Below are 20,613 nucleotides of genomic sequence, written 5' to 3'. Positions count from 1 at the left end.
TTTATCTATTTTTATAATTTTTAGTTAAAACAAATAATATATATCTTTTTACCATATACTTCTAAAGAGGTGATTCTTTTGAAAAATTTATTGTTTCTTATTAGTTTTATTGTATTAGCTTTGTTATCATTTTTTATCCAAACATTATTTAAGTCCCCTGATGATGTAGCAACTTTTATTCAGTACACTTCTTCCGAATATAAACTTAATTCTAGTACTATTTCTTATTTTTTTGATAATGATTACATAAATAGTGATATAGAACGAGAAGTTAAAAGATCGGTATTAAGTACTTTAGGTTATCAAAAGTGGTTAGATTATGTTGATTTTATCGACATATCTGTATATAAGGATAATATTATACCTAATGATGCTGAGCAGCTAATTATTAACCTTAACTTATCACAAGATCTTGCAGTAGTTGCAATTTATAATCAAATTGGTAAAGAATATATCTTTGAAAAGAGTATAAAAAACATCCTTCCTGTTTCTAATATAGATTTTATCGAATGTCCTGATAAATCTCATCATATGATGTTACTTTATCAAACCTTAGATGAGTCACTTGGTGCAATGCTCTACAAAGAGTTTTTAGAGATTTATCATTATCATGATGAAAAATTTAATGTAGTCTGGGATCAAACAATTTATTTAGAAGAGGTTTATAATGAGAGCTGGCTTTATAATAATTCTGATCGTGATAGATGGTGTAGAGTTGAAGAGAGTATAAAATTTAAAATTCTAAAAGAAGAAGATTTGTTTATTAATACTTACACAAAACTGGATAAATTCACTGCTAAATCTAGTTTTATTCCACCCCAAAATAATGACTTTAATTTATTAGAAAGCAAGGAGTTTAACTCGTCCTATCATTGGAGCCCTGATCATCAGAAGTTTATAATTGGCAAAATTACAGAAGAGAATTTTCTAAAAAATATTGGAATAATAAAAGATATGGAGAATAGTATAGATGCATTGAGAGGCTTGAGTAACAATAATTATCGTGTTATTTCTTTAGATGGAAAATATTTTCATATGGATAAAGGATTTAGATATATGATGGAAAACTAAAATGGCTTACACCAGCCATTTTAGTTTTTTATTTCTAAGACTCTTTTGATTAATTTTGTTGTTAAATCATCTATTAACTCAAACCTTATATTTGGTATATAATAGCTTTCTATTATATCGTGATTTTCTTTTGCCTTTTTTAATGTATCCATTGCATCTTGGAGTAGTTGATTATAAATTTCTATACTATCATCTAAACCCTGTTCATATTTGTCTAATAAATCTTTCTTTAAAAAGCTATTAATATTCATTCTAAAACTACTATCGTCATATTTATCATTTGTGGTTATCGCCACTCCTAGATCTTTTATAATTAGTGCTTCTATTTTCAATGGGTCTAACGGTTCATGATATACCTCTAAATCGTATCCGTTTTCTATTCCTCTTCTTAAAATTTTGTCTAAGATATCTGACCGTCCTGTTCCAATTTTACCTTCTATAAAATATATTTTTTTATTTTCTGAAATAAACGTCTCTGCATAATCTATATGACCTTTATGTGTATACGCACTTCCAAATAATCGTCTAACAGTAGATTCTTTGCTAATTTTTTTAGCATCTTTAAAAATTTCATTAATAAACTCAAAACTTTTTTCTTTTAATAAAGCTTTATCGACTGCATTAGAATGAATCCATTCAATATCATCACGTATTAGCTTGGCAGCTCCTAAGTACTTATACACTCTCTTATATATATTTCCATTGTCTTCAATAGAGCGAATGATTTGATCTTTGTTATTTCTTATTCCTTCTTCGTCCCAGAATTCTCCTAAATTTATAATTTCCTCAACAGCTCCTGGAAATTTAGGATCTAAAGTATGAGGTGCTGTTCCATCAATAAATGCAGTTTTAATTTCAGGAATAACTAAGGCATCTATAGAATCTGGATCGGCGGAACAGTGGTGTAACTCAATATTGAATCCATTATTAAGCATCTCTTGTCCGATACGCTTCATCATACTTGACTTTCCTAGACCTGGTCCCCCTTTTAAATAATATACTTTTTTTGCTTTTTTTACATCAATAACATACTCGTAGTATGAATAGAATCCTACAGATGTATTTCCACCAGGAAATAGTCTTTTAATTTGTCCCTTTTTTCTCATGAAAATTCCTCCTTGTAGCAATGGAATTTGATCCATAGTATATATTATCAATAAGCAAACTCATTTGTGCATGTATATTAATATATAGAATTAGTACCATTTTCTATTATTCAATATATATTTAAATTTTATACAGAAGTCTAATAAAGTAGCTTATATTTGCACATTTAGATTTTATATAAGGAGGAAGGAAGAAGTGTATCCCTATTTTTTTGTATAACGATACATGAACTTTCCTATTACATAAAAAAAACAGTCAGTTATAAACTGACTGTTTTTTTATGGTGCGAGATAAGGGACTTGAACCCCTGACTTCTTCCACGTCAAGGAAGCACTCTACCAGCTGAGTTAATCTCGCATTATTTGGTGCGGATGATGGGACTTGAACCCATACGTCTTTTGACACACGCCCCTCAAACGTGCCTGTCTGCCGATTCCAGCACATCCGCCCATAATTATATTACTTTCATAGTATAATATGTTCACTATATTGTGTCAAATAATTTTAAAATGTAAATACCCTAAATTTTGCTTTTAATAGTACTGCTTTCTTGTTAATACTTTGAGGAAATTGTACTTCATTATTCATTGTAATATAATACAGCAATTTCCTCATTTTTTTATATGTTTTCAAGTCTTATATTATTGTATAATATACCATTCTTCAATTCCCTTAAAAATATTGTATGCGTTTGGTTTGATTTCACCTTGTATATTATTTCTCATAATTACAGATGCATTTTTAAATAATAAGGTATGATAAGGAACTTCATCAACAATGTGTTGTTGTATCTGACTATAGACTTCATTTTTTAATGATCGACTACTTGCGCTAAAGGCTTTTTCAAGTAATTGATCCATTTCTTCATTCTGATAATTAATAAAATTAGTATTTGGCACATTTGTACTATGAAAAGCAAAAGATAAGTCGGGTACATATGATAACTCCCATCCAGCAATTACTAAATCGAATTTTCCTGCTGTAACTTCTTGTTCAAAGTCATCCCAATCCAAAAGTTTGACATGGACATTAATTCCTAATTTCTCTAAATTATTTTGTACATACATGGCTTTTTGCTCTCTGAGTATATTCCCTTTGCTCGTTATAAGGTTTAAATTAATATTTTCACCATTCATACCTTTCCTTACATTTGCATCATCTAATAAATATCCACCTTGTTCTAATAAATTTTCTGCTGCACTTAAGTCGAAGCTATTTGATAAAACATTTGTATCTTCAAGCCAAGAACCAGGCATAATTGGTGTATCTGTTACTGCTCCATGACCTAAATATATATCATTTGCTATTTTATTTCTATCTATGCTCCTAGCAATTGCTTTTCGCATTAGAGGGTCTTGTAATAACGGATTCCTAAAGTTAAATCCCAAAAACTCAAAATGATTAGACACATATTCATATATTTTCACACTTTTATCTCTTGAATATTTATCCCAGTCAACTGATATAGGTTGAGCCAGATCAATGTCTCCATTTTCAAATAAAGATAGTTGTGCTTCTGCATCTGGAACAACTTCCACCTTAATTTTATCAATATACGGCGTCTTTCCCCAATACTCTAAATTTCTCTCTAGTGTTAAACTTCTCATTGTTTCATAGTTTGTTAATTTAAACGGCCCTGTTCCAATCATAATATCATCTTCTATGTTATTTTCGTGTATATGCTTAGGTAATATTGGAAAAGTCATAACTTCCAATCCATTACTAAAAGGTCTTGTAAATGTAACTTCTATCGTATTTTCAGATGTTTCTCTAATATCAGATACTTGCCTCAGGCTTGTTTTAAATATAGATGGATTTCGAACTTGAGTATTATTTTTAATTAGACTAATTGTGTAGATTACATCATCTGCAGTAAAAGGTTCTCCATCATGCCAAGTAATCCCTTCACGTAATGTGAACTCAATACTTTGCCCATCTTCTGATACTATCCAACTTTCGGCTATTTGTGGTTCAATAGTCATATCCTCATTAAAGGTTACTAAACTCTCGTATACCATATGCTGTAATTGATATACACTATAGTTCTGATTATATAGAGGATTTAAAGTATTAAACCTTGTAACAGAAAGGTTTAATGTCCCACCCTCAGTAGGCTGATAATTTTGTTCAATCTCGTTATGATCATTTAAGTTTAATTCATTTGGATTTTCACTTGTACAAGCACTTACAACAACGATTAAACTTAACGTCAATAAAAGCATGAGATATCTAGCTTTTTTCATTACAGCGTCCCCCTATTATATATTCTTTTGTAAATTTCGTAGTCTCTTAATACCTTTCGTAAATATATCCTAGTTTCCCCAAATGGGATGTAATCAAGCTCATTACCATCTTTGCTTAGTTCTGGATTATTAAGCCAATTCGTTACATTTCCACTTCCGGCATTATATGCTGCAATTACTAACTCTAGATTATTATTAAATTGCTTATTAAGACGATCTAAATACCATGCACCAATTTCAATGTTTATTTTTGGATCATGTAGTAATTGTTTTGTGTAATTTTCTATTTCCAAGGTTTCAGCTGCCCACTGCCCTGTAATTGGTGCTATCTGCATTAATCCTCTTGCTTCTGTTCGGGATATGGCATTGGTATTAAATCTACTTTCGTTGCGAATAATCGCATATATTAGTAAAGGATCTATATTGTACATCTCTGCGTTTTCCATTACGGTAGAATAGTGATGGGTTGGATATGCTAATTTGCCAACCCAAGTTATACTTTGAATCGCAATAAATATTGCTACAAAGAGTACTAATACCATAAATATTTTTCGCAGTTTCTTAGTAATGATAAACACCAAACAGACCACCTCTATTTTGATTTCATAACTGAATCCCAACACTGGCGAACTTCATCTTCTAACTCCTCAATACTTCCTACATTATTTATGACTTTATCCGCATATTGTAGTTTTGATTGATTTGTCATTTGGGTGTCTATCCGTCTAAGCGCATCTTCTTTTCTTATGTCATCTCGATTTACTAATCTTTGAATTTGAGTTTCTAATGGTACGTATACCACCCAAGTTTCATCTACGATGGTATGCATGTTTAATTCTATTAGTAATGCTGCATCTATTATTATAACAGAGTCTATATGCCTATGTTTATACCAATTTATTTCATTTTGTATTTCTTCAATTATTTTAGGATGGGTTATTTGATTCAATTTTTCTAATTCATCTTTACTATTGAACACAATATTTCCTAATTTTTTTCTTTTAAGCTCTCCTTGCTCATCTACTATATCTGATCCAAATGTATTAATAATCTGTTGTAATGCTGGTTCGCCTTTATTTACAATTTTTCTAGCGACTTTGTCTGCATCGATAATAATAGCACCCAATTGTGATAATATTGAGGATACTGTGCTCTTACCACTAGCTACGCTCCCTGTTAACCCAATTACTTTAAACATTCAAGTCAGCTCCTTACTTTGTATCATACCAGCTATCGCCTACGGATAAATCTACACTTAATTTGATATCTAAGTCCATAGCTTCCTCCATTGACTCACGAACTATTTTTGACACAATCTCAGCTTCTTCAGTTGGACACTCGATTATTAATTCATCATGAACTTGTAACAAAAGCTTGGCTTTAAGCTTTTGTTGTTCTAATTTATTATAAACTTTAATCATTGCTATTTTTATTATATCTGCCGCACTTCCTTGAATCGGTGTATTCATTGCCATACGCTCACCAAAAGAACGCAAATTAAAATTTTTAGAGTTTACTTCTGGTAAATATCTTCTCCTGTTTAGTATTGTAGTAACATAGCCTTTCTCTTTTGCTAATCTAATTGTTTGCTCCATATACGCTTTAACAGAAGGATAACGATCTAAATAATTTTCAATGTACTCTTTAGCTTTTTTTCTACTTATTTTTAAGTTTTCTGATAAACCAAAATCACTTATTCCATATACGATGCCAAAGTTGACTGCTTTTGCGTCACTTCTCATTGCTGAAGTAACATCCTCCATACTGACACCAAAAATTTCTGAAGCAGTTCTTGTATGTATATCCTGTCCTTTTTCAAATGCTTCTAATAAATTTTTATCTTGTGAAATATGGGCTAATACTCTTAATTCTATTTGAGAATAGTCTGCATCTATAAGTTTATACTCCGGTGAGGCAACGAAAACTTTTCTAATACGTCTTCCCATCTCCAGTTTTATAGGTATATTTTGCATATTTGGTTCTGTACTTGATATTCTACCTGTTGTTGTAACTGTTTGATTGAAGTTTGAATGAATTCTATTTGTTTTAGGATTTATAATATTAAGGAGCCCTGTGATATAAGTCGACTTTACTTTGCTAATTTGTCTGTATTCTAGAATAGATGGAATAATTTCATGCTTATCTTTTAGTTTTTCCAGAACATCGACATTAGTCGAAAATCCAGTTTTTGTCTTCTTTATAACAGGTAATCCCAGTTTATTAAAGAGAACTTCGCCTAATTGCTTTGGTGAATTTATATTAAAGGTTTCCTCAGCTAAGTTATATATTTTATCTTTTAAATCTTTGATTAATAAATCATATTCTTTCTCTAAGCTTGTTAACATATTTTTATCAACTTTTATACCGGTTAATTGCATATTAGCCAACACTTTTGTTAATGGTAATTCTACATTAAAATATAATGAATTAAGATCCATACTTTCTAATTCTAACTTTAATTTGCCTTCTAGCTGATTTATAAAATCAACTTGGCCACAAAGAAAACCTTTTAATTTATCTTTTGATAACTCAGATAACTTTACTCTATTTTTCCCTTTTCCTACTAACTCTTCTTCATCAGTAATATTTATAGATAGGTATTTTAATACTAAGGATTTCAGACCATATTCTGCCTTAGATGGGTCTATCAAATACTCGGCTATCATAATATCAAATCCAAAGTTTTTGACGTTAATGTTTTGAGATAAAAAATTAATAGTTTCATTTTTTACATCATGGGTTATTTTTAAAATCATCTCATCCTCAAGTAAGTCCTTTAAGCAATTTAAAATTTCATTCCTATTTTCTTTATCAAGTTCTCTGAAATCAACAAAATATTGTTTCCCATCATTAATATCTAAGGCTATTGCTATTATTTGATCTGTTACTAAGTTTATTCCCTCTGTTAAAGATTTAACCGCAACTTTCTTATTTTCCAATATTTTATTGTATAATTTTTTCATTTGAGTAATGTTTTGAATTTCAACCTCTTCTTTGCTTTCCTGTTCTACTATTTCTATTTTATTATTTGCTAAGATATGTACTTTATTAACAAGACTAGTAAAGTTAAAATCATTAAAGCAAGAAATAATCTGTTTTGAATCACCATAAGCTCTTTTTAGACCATCTAGCTCATAATCAATTGGAACATTTGTCATAATGGTCCCAAGTTTTTTGCTTAATACAGCTTGTTCTGTGTAGGTTTCTAATTTTTCTTTTAATTTAGGAGCAGATATATTTTGGATATTTTGTATTAAATTATTGATAGAACTATATTCTCTAATTAATTTTAAAGCAGTTTTCTCTCCCACACCTGGGACTCCAGGGATATTATCTGACTGGTCTCCCATTAATCCTTTCACTTCTATTAATTGGTCTGGTGTTACTTCATATTCATCTATAATCCTCTTGCGATCATATATCTCAAGTTGAGATATACCTTTCTTTGTAAGCAAAACTTTTATTCTATCTGAAGTAAGCTGGAGTGCATCTCGATCACCAGTAACGATAAGCACTTCTTTTTCATGTTGTTCTGCATCTTTTGCAATTGTTCCTATAAGATCATCTGCTTCAAACCCTTCTAACTCTATACGACTTATCCCTATTTTATCTAAAAGTTTTTTTAGTGGTTCAATTTGCTCTGCTAATTCTGAAGGCATTTTTTTTCTTCCTGCTTTATACTGATCATATTGTTTGTGCCTAAATGTAGGCTTCTTCTTATCAAAAGCAACACTGATATACTCTGGTGAGTAATCCTCTAATATTTTAACTAACATTGTAACAAACCCATATACCGCATTTGTGTGTAAACCCTCTTTTGTTGTTAAAGGTGGTAATGCATAAAATGCTCTATTTATTAAACTATTACCATCTATAATTATCAAACGATTTTCTATCATCCTATTCTTCCTCTCTTTTTTTATAATGTCTTTATTTTAGCATTTCTTATGTTTCAAGTAAATTAAACGTTATTTGATATGCTTATTATACTAAAATAAACAACTTTAATTAATTTTACTACTCAATTTCTTGATTTTATCTCTTTCCTTTATTATTTTTCTAGATATGTACAAAGAAAAACTAAATTTTTATCCACATTTGATAGTCGTGGTAGAGAAAATATTATTCTAGCTGACTTAATCCAGAGTGCTGTTGTAAGCATCTGTCTTCTGACCGTGGATTCGTGATAGTAATAGATAGAACATACCGAATCCTAATATCGCATAACAAAAAGGTATGTTACAAGACAAACACACCTCTTTGTTGCGTAGACCTCACAGTAATTGACTTTTATTATTGTATATGTTATTATAGATTTTGTAGCTTAATAGGCCGTGGTGGCGGAACTGGCAGACGCAGCAGACTCAAAATCTGCCGATGGCAACATCGTGGGGGTTCGATTCCCTTCCACGGCACCAACAAAAACACTTCAAACGAAGTGTTTTTTTATATAGTAGAAAAATTCTACTTTTCTACTGTATAACAATAGGGATGTAGAGGATTGAATACCCTATCGTTGTATTGAAGGTGCTCAGACAGCTTTGATTTAGTCGAAAGAAATTATTTGCTAAAATGCTATATATGAATTAGCAACTGTCCCTTCTCCAACACAGTGATTTTCAAATCAATTTAATTTTCTCGGGTATTAAATTTACTAATAATGCAAATTGTTTTTCCACTATTTTCTTTATATTAGATTCTAACATTATTCCATTACTATAATCCTGGTTATAAGCATTTATTATTTTTAACAACGTATTTTTTAATAAAATTTTATTTTCTCGATTATTTAATAATAAACTATCGTCAAAATAAAATTTCATCTTACTATTTCTTAAAAATATTGTCACGATAAATGTAATCATAGGTATACGAAAATACTTAACTAATGTTAAATCCATATTATTTTGCTCACAAAGTTTATAAAATTCATCTTCAAATTCATAAACAACTTGGTCAAGTTTATTATTCATGTTAATATTTATAGTAGAATAAATTTTTACAATTATTTCTGATTGTTTTAAAACCCTATAATTTTCTAATTGAATTACCTGTGCCATATATTGACCTCCTGAAGTCTTTAAAAATATTTTTAACATGTACATAAGATAATATGTAAATTTACAAAATAAGATTATATATAATTACATTATTTATAATACTAAAAAAGGAAGATGTTTATTGGATGATAAATTTAGATATGAATTATCAAGAAGAGCCTCAATCATAAGTATTATTGGGAATATCATTTTAACTATTCTAAAAGCAGCTGTAGCATTATTCGCTGGTAGTATCGCATTATTTGCGGATGCTTTTCACTCAGCTACTGATCTAATCGGTACAGTTATTTTGTTACAGGGACTAAAAATTGCTCATATTCCACCTGATGAATCCCATCCATATGGTCATCATAGAGCTGAGACGATTACTTCTAAAATTTTAGCCATCATTTTAATTATAACAGCATTGGGAATTGGTTATAGCTCATTTAGAGCTATCTCTTCACCTGACCCCAAAGCGCCTGATATGATAGCTATATACATTATTATCTTATCTATTGTTGTTAAAGAAGCCATGTTTCGTTACTCTGTTCGAATCGGTAATATAATTAAAAGTGATGCTGTTATTGCTGATGCATGGCACCATCGTTCGGATGTTTTCTCATCGATTGCTGCTTTAATCGGTGTTGGTGGGGCTATACTTGGATTTCCTGCTTTAGATCCTTTAGCAGGTTTATTTGTATCAATTTTAATCTTAAAAACTGGAATAAGTATATATATTAAAGCAATAAATGATTTAATGGATAAGTCACCAACAAATGATACTCTAAATAAGATAAGAAAATCCGCTATCGAAGCCACTGGTGTGGAAGGTGTCCAAGATGTTAAGGTGCGAAAGCATGGGTCAAAGTTGTTTGTAGATATGAAAATTTGTGTAAACGGAGAAATCACAGTAATTGAAGGACACGCAGCAGCTGCTAGGGCTAAGGAAAATATTTTTCAAAGTAACGAATTTATTCAAGACGTGCTTATTCATGTTAATCCTTGTTTTAACTATGAAGAAAAGGATTGCGATTTTTGCAAAAAAAACAAAAAAAGCTTTTAAAAGCTTTTTTTGTTTTTTTATATTTTCTTTAAGTTATGTTTGTATGCAAAAATGGCTGCTTGGGTGCGATCACTAACATTGATTTTTTTTAATATACTTGATACATGGTTTTTCACAGTCTTTTCGCTTATAAAAAGTTCGCTTGATATTTCTTTATTATTTTTTCCTTCTGCTATTAATGTCAAAACTTCATATTCTCTGCGAGTTAATTCATTTAGACAGTTATTATCTTTTTCTTTATAATTTAATTCTTTTACAATTTCATTGGCTACATTTGGATGAATATATGAAGCCCCACTATTTACATCTCTTATAGCTTTTATTAAGCTGGTACTTTCGGAATCTTTTAAAACATATCCATTTGCTCCCAAATTGATCGTCTCCAATAAATATTCCCTATCTTCATGAAAAGTCAGCATAATTACTTTTATCGTTCTGTTTATATCCTTCAATCTTCTTAAAGTTTGGATTCCATTTAATTTAGGCATATTAATATCGAGTAATACGATATCTGGTTTATATATTTGTACTTTTTCTAGTGCCTCTTCTCCATTACTAGCTTGACCAACAACAGCTAAATCCTCTTCTAGTTCAAGTATCTGTTTTAAACCCTGCCTTACTAAAGAATGATCATCTGCTAATAGAATTTTAATCTTCTCCAAAGCATAGCCCCCCTATTTTAGTCTTTAGATACACGTATAATAATTTTTGTACCCTTATTTATTCCACTTTTAATCTCTAAATTACCATTAAGTAGTTTTACTCTTTCTTCCATGCTCATCAAGCCAAAACCACTATCGATTTTTTCTTTTGTCTTTTCGGATTTTAAATCAAATCCTTTTCCATTATCAAATATACTCACAGCTATGTAACTTTTAGACATCTCCATTTTTATTTTAACTAGACTTGCTTCTGCGTGCTTCCTTATATTACTCAGTGCCTCTTGTATAACTCTAAAAATACACAGACTTATTTCGCTATCTTCCCAACCTTCTTGGGATAAAATCATAAAATCAACTTCTGTTTTTGTTTCCTCTTCAAAGTTTTTCACATACTGTTGAACAGTTGGTATAAAACCCAGATCATCTAAGGACATGGGTCTTAAGTTATAAATTATCTTACGAATATCTTTTATTGTTTCCCTTAAGCTTGACTTTAGATCTACTATTTCTTGTTTTGCCTTACCTGGATCTAGAACCATTAACTTTTCACATACCTCCGACTTAATGACGACATTTGATAGTGATTGTGCTGGTCCATCATGTATATCTCTGGCAATTCTCTGTCGTTCTGCCTCTTGGGCTTCTATTATTCTTTTTGCAACCACATGTTTTTGTTGTATATCTTCTAGTGTATTTGTTATATCTTGTAAATTACCACTTAAAAACTCTAGAACAATTCCCATTTTAGATGTTAGTCCTTCTGCTTTGCTTAAAGTTCGAGTCGCATTCTTCAGTCGCTTTTCTAGTTCTGTCCTCTTATTAATTAAGTCTTTTTCCTGTTCCTTTTTTAATACTAAGCTTACTTGTAATTCATTAGCTTGCTCATAGGCTTCTCTTATATCTTTCTCTGTAAAGTGCATAAAATTTTTGCTTACTTCTAGTAGTTTTTTTCTACTTTTTTTTTCTAAAAGTTCTAACTTATCCACATCATTAATTAAATTCAAAACACTTTGTTGAAGTTCATTCAGCTCATTTTTTATATCATTATACTCTTTACGAGCACTTTCGGCGATATCAAAAACCTCTTTTTTACTTTCATCAATAGCTATTGTTACTTTTTGTAATATCTCATTCATTTTTTCTGAATTTATAATAGTTGTTTTCATCAATGCACCTCAAATATAAGCTTTATTATATTATAACATTCTTATATTATCTTTGCATACGCTTTATGTAGAGTATTTGCCTAAGTTACATTAATATTTGACAAAAGCCAATTACTTTTTCTTTTTTTAACATCAACCTGGTATGTAACATCCTCTACAAGATTATAATCTTTATTTTTCATATTCCATTCTACACCTAATTTAAACTCACTACTTGTTTCATCTTTTCTTAATAACTTTATATCATTAACTTTAATATGTTCTACAATTTCAAAAGATGTTGGACTTATATTAATATAATTAATTATTTCTAAGTCATCTTTTAATAAAGCACCCGTTACTATATCTCTTAATTCATGATTTACTTCTTCGATAGTGTATTCACCAATTAAATAATTATTGAGAATTTCTGCCCGTTTTATAAATAATTCTACAACCACTTCTTCTAGTTGGTTTACAGTAAGATTGTCTTTACTTTTAATATCCATCCCATAAACATTGATTGCTGTTATACAAACTAGTACAAATACAATTATTTTTCTCATAAAAAAATCCCCCTATTGTTATTTCATGAGTTTCATTATAATCAAAGGGGGTTAAATTTTTTAGTTTTTTTTGCGGAAAACCTTAACTTTTCAACTACATTAATTTCTAGATTAATTGTTATATCGATTTTAATTCTTCTTTTTCATCATCTTTCAAAATTTTATCTAGGTCCAATATAATAACCATACTATTTCCCACTTTAGCTATTGCTTGAATATATTGTTGATCCTCATCAATTAGCATTTCAGGGGGGTTTTCAATCTGATCACCTTTAATATTGAGTACATAAGATGCATCTTCAACTAAAAAACCTACATTTCCTTGAGTTAAATTTACAATTATAATCCTTTTATCTTTAGCACCTTCAATACTATTTAACAGACCTAACCTTTTACTTAAATTTATAATTGGTGTAATCTCACCTCGTAAATTAATTATTCCTTCCACAAATTCTGGTGCACTTGGTACCTTTATTACTTCTTTAATTTCGCTTATTTCTTTTACCTTTTTAATGTCTACCCCATAAGCCTCTTCATTAACTTTTAGTATAACGTACTGTTTTTCAGACACGGATTTCCCTCCAGTCAATCAACTATTTCTATATTGTCTAATTGTTTTTTAAAATTCTTTCTAAAAGACACAATATATTCTTTCCTTAATTTTTCTTGTTGAGCCTTTTCATCTTTAGTTAACGGTCTCTCTTTTGAGATTTTTGATAAACGGTTTATTTCATTAATCATATCTTTTGTAATCACGACGATCACTCCTTATACTTTTTAATCAGTTATTATACTTAACTGTTATTACTTCTATGTTTACCATAAACTATAACATATTTTAAAAAATTTATAAATAAAGGGATTTATAAATCATTATTATCTTGATTAATCGTTTTTTTACTTTCTAAGTTTCTTTTTTAGAATCGCTTTTTACAACCGTTAAATCATCCTTTGACTCGGGCTTTTGTACAGATTGTTTTTTTTCTACTGTTCTATCGTTTTCATTTGTATTCATTTCAGATAAAACTTTTACAATATTTATCATTCTATAAAGGGAATCTTTTTGATCATCCGGTATGTATGGTTCAATCATTGTCATAATATCTGCCTCATTAATTTTTCCTTTTTGTTCAATAGATTTATACAACTTCATCATAGATAACAACTTTTTTCCCTCTACCACCTTTTCTTTTATTTGTTGATCAAGAAAAGGTTCAAATAAATCAAAATATTTCTCAATGTGATCTATTGTTAACCCACTATTATTTGTATTAATAGATTGAATATCTTTTATTTTATCTCCAAGGTCTTTAGCCATTATATCTAGTTCTATAGCTTTGTGAACAACGTCTCTTTTCTCCTCATGTACGAACTCACATAAATCCATAAGCATATTTCTTTTTCGTTCATCAGTGGAAAGTGCGCTGTACTGTACTTCTGTACTAATTAACTCATCTACATCAAATAACATTTTTGCCTTTTCTAACAGTTGAAGTACGATCTCAGCCTTATGAATAATTCTTTGTTCGTCTGGTGACATATATCCTTTTATTCTATTAAGTAACTTTGTTTTTTTCTCTACTTCACTAATCTGTAGTCCTTTTAAACTTAATTTCCTGTTATCTTTTCCTAAAATAACAGCAAGGAAAAAAATTAGTAACCCTACATTTAACTTATTGTGATTTAAAGGATTTAGATTGCTTTTTTTATGTTCCATACTTTCCCTCCCACAACTTAATAATTGAAGATATAATAACATTAAAATTTTTAAGTAAAATAAAATATCAATTGATCACATCTAACATTTAATTTAACTTTTATATTTGCAATTTCCTCAACTACTACTAAATATATTCACGGTTAGTAGAAATATTAAAACTTTAGGATTTTTGTAGCAAAAACAAAATCATCAGCATAGTCTATATAGAGAAAAATTTTAATTGTATATTAAGGGGGCAGATTGATGGATTTTAAAAAAATTAATGAACTTATGAATGCAGCTAAAAGAGGGGATTACTCGAAACTTGAAGAGGTAAAAGATATGGTCTCCGAAGAGGATTATCAGAAAGCAGTTAATCTTTTCGAAGAATATGGTCAAAAGTCAGAGGAAGAAATAATGCAGGAGCTAAAAATGTTAAGGCAATTTGTGAGTAATGAACAAGAAATCATTGAAAGAATACAACCATTTCTTAATGAAGAGCAAAAAATTAAATTACAAAAGGTGCTTGAAACTTTAGATAATGAGTAAAATCCGAAAAAAGTGTCGCTATAGCTAGCGACACTTTTTTCTGAAAATAAGCTGTAAGGAATTAAAGTAACGGTGCTATAATATTTCCTGTTATTTTAACTAAGTTATAAGCATTATAATCAAATTCCTTTTCTTTAGCAAAAGTTGATAGATATATTATGCCTTTTAATATCCCATCATATATTATAGGACAAACAATCACTGATTTCCAATTTGGATTTCCTGTAAATACATCAATATTGCTCGTATCCTCCCAATCAATTAGATATTCGCCTTGGTTTGTCCTTATAATCTTTTCTATAAGATTTTCATTATATTTTAAATTCTTTATCCAGGAATCATTAAATCTTCTACGCCCATACATTTTCGTCACTTTCTCTTTTTCAACAGCTAATAACAAACCTTCACTGGACTCTAAGTTTTCTATTAGTCTTCCAACTAACTCAAATATTTTTTCATCTATAGAAACTTCTTTTGTCATTAATTCTATAACTTCTGTTAAAACTAGCACATTTCTTTGATCTTGAACAATATTACCTGTTATTATACCAGCTAATTTATCAACTCTTTTATCAGTAAAACACAATCCCTTCTCCCATGAAATTGTTCGGTTACGTCCTTCTTCTTTCGCTTTATATAACGCTTGATCTGCTTTTTCAATTATAATGTCCTTTTCGGTTCCATCTTCTGGAAAAGTTGATATACCACAACTGATTGTTAAATCACCGTCTACACCTAAAAGATTTTCCTCTTTAAAACTTTTTCTAACCTTTTCTGCAACTTTATAAGCATCTTTTTTTAATGTACCAGGCAATAAGATAATAAACTCTTCTCCTCCATATCGGCCTACTGCATCTGTTTCCCTTAGATTATTAAGTATTATTTCGCCTGCATCCGCTAAAACTTTATCTCCTCTTTGATGCCCAAAAGTGTCATTCACAGTTTTAAAATGATCAATATCACACATAACAATAGAAAAGGGTTGATTTGAGTCATTTGAATTTACTACTTGTTCTTCTAAAAGTTTTTCAAAGTGCTTTCTAACATAAACACCTGTGAGTTTATCAGTTGATGAATACACTTTTAGATTATGACTTTCTAACAAAATTGATACTAATGGTACAGTCTTTTGACATTGATCTAATGCTTTATTGGTAAAATTATTAATAAATTTATCAGTTTCTAAATAAATATAGCCTAGTATTTGATCCATTTTTTTACTGCTAAATTGTCTTTTTTCATTCTCTATATTGGTGTATGGTTTTTTACTAGAACTTTGTATTGGTATGCATATAACTACCTTTGCTTCTTTACTATTACTAAACTTTTCGTTTTCAATAAGCATATTTGGGTTGATTATAAAGTTTTTAATTTTGGTAGGTTTTTTAATTATATTTAATGCGTCTGATATTTCTACCTCTTTACCAAAGGAGACAATTTTTTCAAAATTAGCATTTTCATTGGTTATAATCATTCCAGTTGTTGCTAGTGTATATTGACCTAAAAGTCTAAGAACTAAGTCTAAATTTGATAATTCATCGGTTGTTAAGGATTCAATTAATTCTTCTACGTTGTCAATTTTAAAAGAAAAGTTAGACTTATATTCATCTAACGCTAGCTTATAAAACTTTGGATGTCCCATAAGAGATTGTAATGGAGTTAAGTCAAAAAATAAGTTTTTATTTTCTTCTCTTATAAAGTTATCTAAAATTGGTGAGTGGTCTTTGTTAATTAATTGCCTCATATTTAAAAGCTTTGCTTTTATTTCATATTTTTTTTCATTTAATAAATACGTGTACTGGAACTCTTCTGGGGTCTTAAAATAAGTTGCTTTTAAAGTATCTAATGCACTTATATAATAATTTGTTGCCTTAAATAATTCATTTGATTTACAACAAAGATCCCCTAATTTATCATAAATACGCCACTTCATTTCATTTACAATATGAACATCTGATGAAATTAAATCTTCTAGTTCTAGTATGCCTTCTTTATTATTTAATAAAATCCCTTTTAAGTATTTGCTTCTTATCTGAAAAAACTCATTATCAATAACTGTGACGAGTTCTAAGAATTCATTATATAATTTTTTTGCAGTAGAAATATCTCCTTTATCATAGAAATATAGTATAGCAATAAATAGAAATACTCTTTTATCTCTTCCGAACGAAGTTTCTTCATACTTGTTTAATATTTCAAATACTTCTGAGTTTGTTACATCTTGTTTGGTACTATTTCTAGAAACAAATTTTATTGTATCCATTCTTAACTTAATTCTCTGATCCACATGTCTGTACGTATCATTGAAATAATTTACTGTGTTTTCAACTAGATCATAGCAACCCATAACATTATAAAATTTCGCGGCAGCTTCAAAATAAGATGCACTATGGACACTTTGTATAGGAAGCTTTGCTACTGTGCTTTGTGCCTTGTTTAAACATAAATAAGCTTTTTTATATTCTTCTAAATATAAATAGCATGTGATCTGCTTTATATAAACGACAAATCTAACAATGTCGTCCTCATATTCTACCGCAGGTAAAATATTATTGTTTAGTACTTCTACAGCTGCTTCAAAATTCCCATTTAAGATATACGCATCGGCAATATTATTATATGCTGTGATCATGTCTTCCATTTTATGATATTGTTGACTTATAGTAAGTGCTTTTTTGAAATACCGTTTAGCATTTTTAAAGTCTTGATAATACTCCAAATATATTAAACCTATACTATTAATTGGATCTGCTGTTTTATGCATTAGCTTTGCTTTTTCTAAATATTGAATACTTTCCTCCAATAATTTTATAGCTTGGCTTTGTTTGCCTTTTAGATAACTTTCTGTGGCTTTTTGACTCAGAAATATTCCTATATAAGTGTCATTATTTTGGCTATATGCTAGTTCTAAAAATTTATCACAAACTTGCCCTAATTCAGATGTTTTCCTATGCAGTATATATGCTTTACTTAAATAATGTCCTGCTTCAAGTAACCCTTCTTTATATTTAAACTGTTCAGCTTTTTTTATATTATGATTTAATAGTTCAACTGCAGCATCAATATTATTCTTGTTCAGGTTACTTTGTGCAATTTTATTCTGTACATCAATCATCAATTCTTTTAATTCATTTTCGATAGCGTAATCTTTTACTAAAGTGTATACTTCTATAGCTTCTTGATTTTTTCCTTGTTTCTGATATATTTTAGCAATATTCATACGAAGTCTTTGTTTTCTATGATCATTTATATCTACCAATAATTCATTAGCTTTTTGATAAAACTCCAAAGCTTGCGAGTAAATTCTATGATTTAGCATATTATTTCCCGACTCAATATAATAATCTATCACTTTACTAATTTGATTTGAATGAGTAAGATGATATATTAACTCATCTTTATTTCCTCTACCTTCTCTTAAATAGGAATCTTCCAGTATTTTACTTGCTTTTATATGTAGATTTATTTTTTGATGTTCTGGAATATTTACATAAATATAGTTTTTTATTTGCTTATTCATAAAGCCGTATGTATATCCCCAATCTTCAAGCTTTTCATTTAAAATTCTGTCTCTTGTTAAATTTTCTAAAGCACGAATATACTCATCTTCTGGGCCTAATATTTGTTTTACTATCCTCCGAGATACAGAGGTACTAAATGTAGATACAACTTCTAAGACTTTTCGATGATATGTATCAAATGAACTTATTTCGGTTAAAATAGATTCATCATAATTTTGTGATAATTTTACTACCTGACTATAACCTCTTTCATTGATACTCCAATAAAAAGATTTATTATCGTTATCATATTTAATTGTTAAGAGTTTATTTGTAAATAAATGTCTCAATATTTCTTCAATATTACCTGGCAATCCTTCAATTTGTGTCATTAGTTTTGAAGCAAATTCTATCGGTACCCTGTAATATCCTAAGATATGCTTCATTAATAATGCAGACTCTTCTACAGATAATCTACTTAACTTTATATGAAGTGTGCTATCTTTTTTAATCCATCTTTTTAGATTTTTAGTTAGTTTGCTTTCTTCACAGTACGATAACACATTCAAAATCGGAGACTTCTTTAACCTATTACTGTTCAATAGATAGTCAAAAAACTCTAATAATGAATGATCCGCATATTGAAAATCATCTATTGAGATTACAGTGGGTTTTTTTGATGAAAATTCTATAATAAAGTTTGCCACTCTATCATATAAACGTAAAATTTCTTTATCTTGAGATAATTCTTTCGAAGGCGTGATTAGACTGTTTTTTACAATTTCTGGAGTTAATTTAACTAATTCACTGCTATACTTTTCTACTAACTCTATCGGTGCTCTTTTATAGAATTGTTTTAATAGGTTAGGCATTACTTTTTTAAAGCTTGAATTTTTTTCAGTTAATTTAACTCTAACTGTATTTATTTTTTTTAGCTCCATTTTATAAAGGGCCTCAGTAATTAATCGCGTCTTTCCTATCCCTTTAACCCCATGTATTAAAACTATATCTTTATTAAATACTTCTTTAGATTTATTTGAACTAATAACACTCTCAATCTTTTGTAACTCATTTTTACGACCAATAATGGGAGTACGGAAATTTAGTTTTTCAATTGTTGATTTATCTTTAATTGTTATATTTTCTTTAAAGATTTTTTCAATTCTTTCGTTCGCCTCATGAATTGTTTGTATGCGCTTTATATAATCAAGTCTTGTCATTTCTTCAATTAATCTATAAATATGGTATTCATAATTATCACTATTGTTATATCGCTTAAGTTCTCTAATTAAATCTGCGTGTTTTAATAGCTTTTTATTTAAGAAATAGTATAGGATTGAACCTATAGAATATACATCGGTATACCTTCCAATTTCACTTTCATCATAAAATTCAGGGGCAAAACTATTAAAATTAATTTCATGTGAATTTATATAGTTTCTACATAATGAATTGTTCTTTAATGTTATAAGATCAAGTAACTGTACCTTTAACTGATTATGATCTTTATAAATTATTAGCGAGTCTATGCTAAGATATCTATACACAATTCCATGGAAATGCAAGAAATCTATTGCTCTTGAAATTTGAACATATAAATCTTGTAATGTTTTTCTAGCCAAAGGCTCTTCAGTGTTATAAATCAATTTTTTATCAATATACTCAGTTGTATAATAGAACTTTAATTCATTTACAAATTTACCATCAATATTTTCGATAACACCATAGCTATATATCGATATTATATTTGGATGAGAAAATGACGAAAATTTATAAAAATTTTTCGTACAATAGTCTATAAATGTTTTCATAATTTCTGTATCGTTAATAACATATAGTAAGATATTTGTATCTTGTTTAATAAGATCAGTAACAACAAATTTACTAAAATTATGATTTTGTTCAACGCATTCTATAATTTTATACCTGTTATTTACTAATTTCATAGACTCACTTCTTTCCTGCA

16 protein-coding genes and 3 tRNA genes are annotated in these 20,613 nt (G+C 29.1%); 4 read left to right on the top strand and 15 right to left on the bottom strand.

Features of this window, described 5'->3' with window-relative positions:
* The first annotated feature begins 78 nt into the window (after positions 1-78).
* Positions 79-1,071 carry a hypothetical protein gene (locus RH915_RS00480; protein WP_310477271.1) on the top strand — a complete coding sequence of 331 codons (993 nt, stop codon included), beginning with the start codon at positions 79-81 and terminating at the stop codon, positions 1,069-1,071.
* Positions 1,072-1,091: 20 nt separating this feature from the next.
* Here the strand turns inward: RH915_RS00480 and RH915_RS00475 are convergent, their stop codons facing one another.
* From RH915_RS00475 to polA, 7 genes are all read right to left on the bottom strand, one after another.
* Positions 1,092-2,177, bottom strand: coding sequence for an ATPase (locus RH915_RS00475; RefSeq protein WP_310477269.1), 1,086 nt, complete (start codon positions 2,175-2,177; stop codon positions 1,092-1,094).
* A 282-nt stretch (positions 2,178-2,459) separates the two neighbouring features.
* A tRNA-Val gene (locus RH915_RS00470) sits at positions 2,460-2,535 on the bottom strand.
* Between the two features lie 6 nt (positions 2,536-2,541).
* A tRNA-Leu gene (locus RH915_RS00465) sits at positions 2,542-2,626 on the bottom strand.
* A 193-nt stretch (positions 2,627-2,819) separates the two neighbouring features.
* Positions 2,820-4,421 carry an ABC transporter substrate-binding protein gene (locus RH915_RS00460; RefSeq protein WP_310477267.1) on the bottom strand — a complete coding sequence of 534 codons (1,602 nt, stop codon included), beginning with the start codon at positions 4,419-4,421 and terminating at the stop codon, positions 2,820-2,822.
* On the bottom strand, positions 4,421-4,999 hold the full coding sequence (locus tag RH915_RS00455) for a lytic transglycosylase domain-containing protein (protein WP_310477266.1): 579 nt from the start codon (positions 4,997-4,999) through the stop codon (positions 4,421-4,423). Before RH915_RS00455 ends, RH915_RS00460 begins: the two co-directional genes overlap by 1 nt.
* A 14-nt stretch (positions 5,000-5,013) precedes the next feature.
* Positions 5,014-5,619, bottom strand: a complete 606-nt coding sequence (gene coaE / locus RH915_RS00450) for a dephospho-CoA kinase (protein ID WP_310477264.1) — start codon at positions 5,617-5,619, stop codon at positions 5,014-5,016.
* A gap of 13 nt (positions 5,620-5,632) precedes the next feature.
* Positions 5,633-8,320, bottom strand: a complete 2,688-nt coding sequence (gene polA, locus RH915_RS00445; RefSeq protein WP_310477262.1) for a DNA polymerase I — start codon at positions 8,318-8,320, stop codon at positions 5,633-5,635.
* A gap of 432 nt (positions 8,321-8,752) precedes the next feature.
* Between polA and RH915_RS00440 the strand changes: the two genes are divergently transcribed.
* A tRNA-Leu gene (locus RH915_RS00440) sits at positions 8,753-8,839 on the top strand.
* Between the two features lie 201 nt (positions 8,840-9,040).
* Here the strand turns inward: RH915_RS00440 and RH915_RS00435 are convergent.
* Positions 9,041-9,481 (bottom strand): hypothetical protein, encoded by a 441-nt coding sequence (locus tag RH915_RS00435; protein ID WP_310477261.1) that lies wholly within the window; start codon positions 9,479-9,481, stop codon positions 9,041-9,043.
* A 121-nt stretch (positions 9,482-9,602) separates the two neighbouring features.
* Between RH915_RS00435 and RH915_RS00430 the strand changes: the two genes are divergently transcribed.
* The gene (locus tag RH915_RS00430) at positions 9,603-10,526 is read left to right on the top strand and encodes a cation diffusion facilitator family transporter (protein WP_310477259.1); all 924 of its coding nucleotides are present in this window, start codon (positions 9,603-9,605) and stop codon (positions 10,524-10,526) included.
* Positions 10,527-10,543: 17 nt separating this feature from the next.
* Here the strand turns inward: RH915_RS00430 and RH915_RS00425 are convergent, their stop codons facing one another.
* From RH915_RS00425 to RH915_RS00400, 6 genes are all read right to left on the bottom strand, one after another.
* Positions 10,544-11,188, bottom strand: coding sequence for a response regulator transcription factor (locus RH915_RS00425; protein ID WP_310477257.1), 645 nt, complete (start codon positions 11,186-11,188; stop codon positions 10,544-10,546).
* A 17-nt stretch (positions 11,189-11,205) separates the two neighbouring features.
* The gene (locus tag RH915_RS00420; RefSeq protein WP_310477256.1) at positions 11,206-12,354 is read right to left on the bottom strand and encodes a sensor histidine kinase; all 1,149 of its coding nucleotides are present in this window, start codon (positions 12,352-12,354) and stop codon (positions 11,206-11,208) included.
* Positions 12,355-12,434: 80 nt separating this feature from the next.
* The gene (locus RH915_RS00415; protein ID WP_310477254.1) at positions 12,435-12,899 is read right to left on the bottom strand and encodes a hypothetical protein; all 465 of its coding nucleotides are present in this window, start codon (positions 12,897-12,899) and stop codon (positions 12,435-12,437) included.
* 118 nt (positions 12,900-13,017) lie between these two features.
* Positions 13,018-13,470, bottom strand: a complete 453-nt coding sequence (locus tag RH915_RS00410; protein ID WP_310477253.1) for a chemotaxis protein CheW — start codon at positions 13,468-13,470, stop codon at positions 13,018-13,020.
* A 14-nt stretch (positions 13,471-13,484) separates the two neighbouring features.
* Positions 13,485-13,655, bottom strand: coding sequence for a DUF896 domain-containing protein (locus RH915_RS00405; protein WP_310477251.1), 171 nt, complete (start codon positions 13,653-13,655; stop codon positions 13,485-13,487).
* Positions 13,656-13,803: 148 nt separating this feature from the next.
* A complete protein-coding gene (locus tag RH915_RS00400; protein WP_310477250.1) occupies positions 13,804-14,616 on the bottom strand; it encodes a hypothetical protein in 813 nt (270 codons plus the stop codon).
* Positions 14,617-14,862: 246 nt separating this feature from the next.
* Here RH915_RS00400 and RH915_RS00395 point away from each other — a divergent pair, with 246 nt between their 5' ends.
* Positions 14,863-15,147, top strand: coding sequence for a hypothetical protein (locus RH915_RS00395; RefSeq protein ID WP_310477248.1), 285 nt, complete (start codon positions 14,863-14,865; stop codon positions 15,145-15,147).
* A 61-nt stretch (positions 15,148-15,208) separates the two neighbouring features.
* Here the strand turns inward: RH915_RS00395 and RH915_RS00390 are convergent, their stop codons facing one another.
* Positions 15,209-20,593, bottom strand: a complete 5,385-nt coding sequence (locus RH915_RS00390) for a diguanylate cyclase (protein WP_310477247.1) — start codon at positions 20,591-20,593, stop codon at positions 15,209-15,211.
* Between the last annotated feature and the right edge of the window lie 20 nt (positions 20,594-20,613).

Origin of the sequence: Serpentinicella sp. ANB-PHB4, assembly GCF_031432315.1 — a bacterium.
Classification (GTDB): Bacteria; Bacillota; Clostridia; order Peptostreptococcales; family Natronincolaceae; genus Serpentinicella.
The sequence above is the reverse complement of the archived record's forward strand: the minus strand, read 5'-3'. Positions and strand labels throughout refer to the sequence as shown.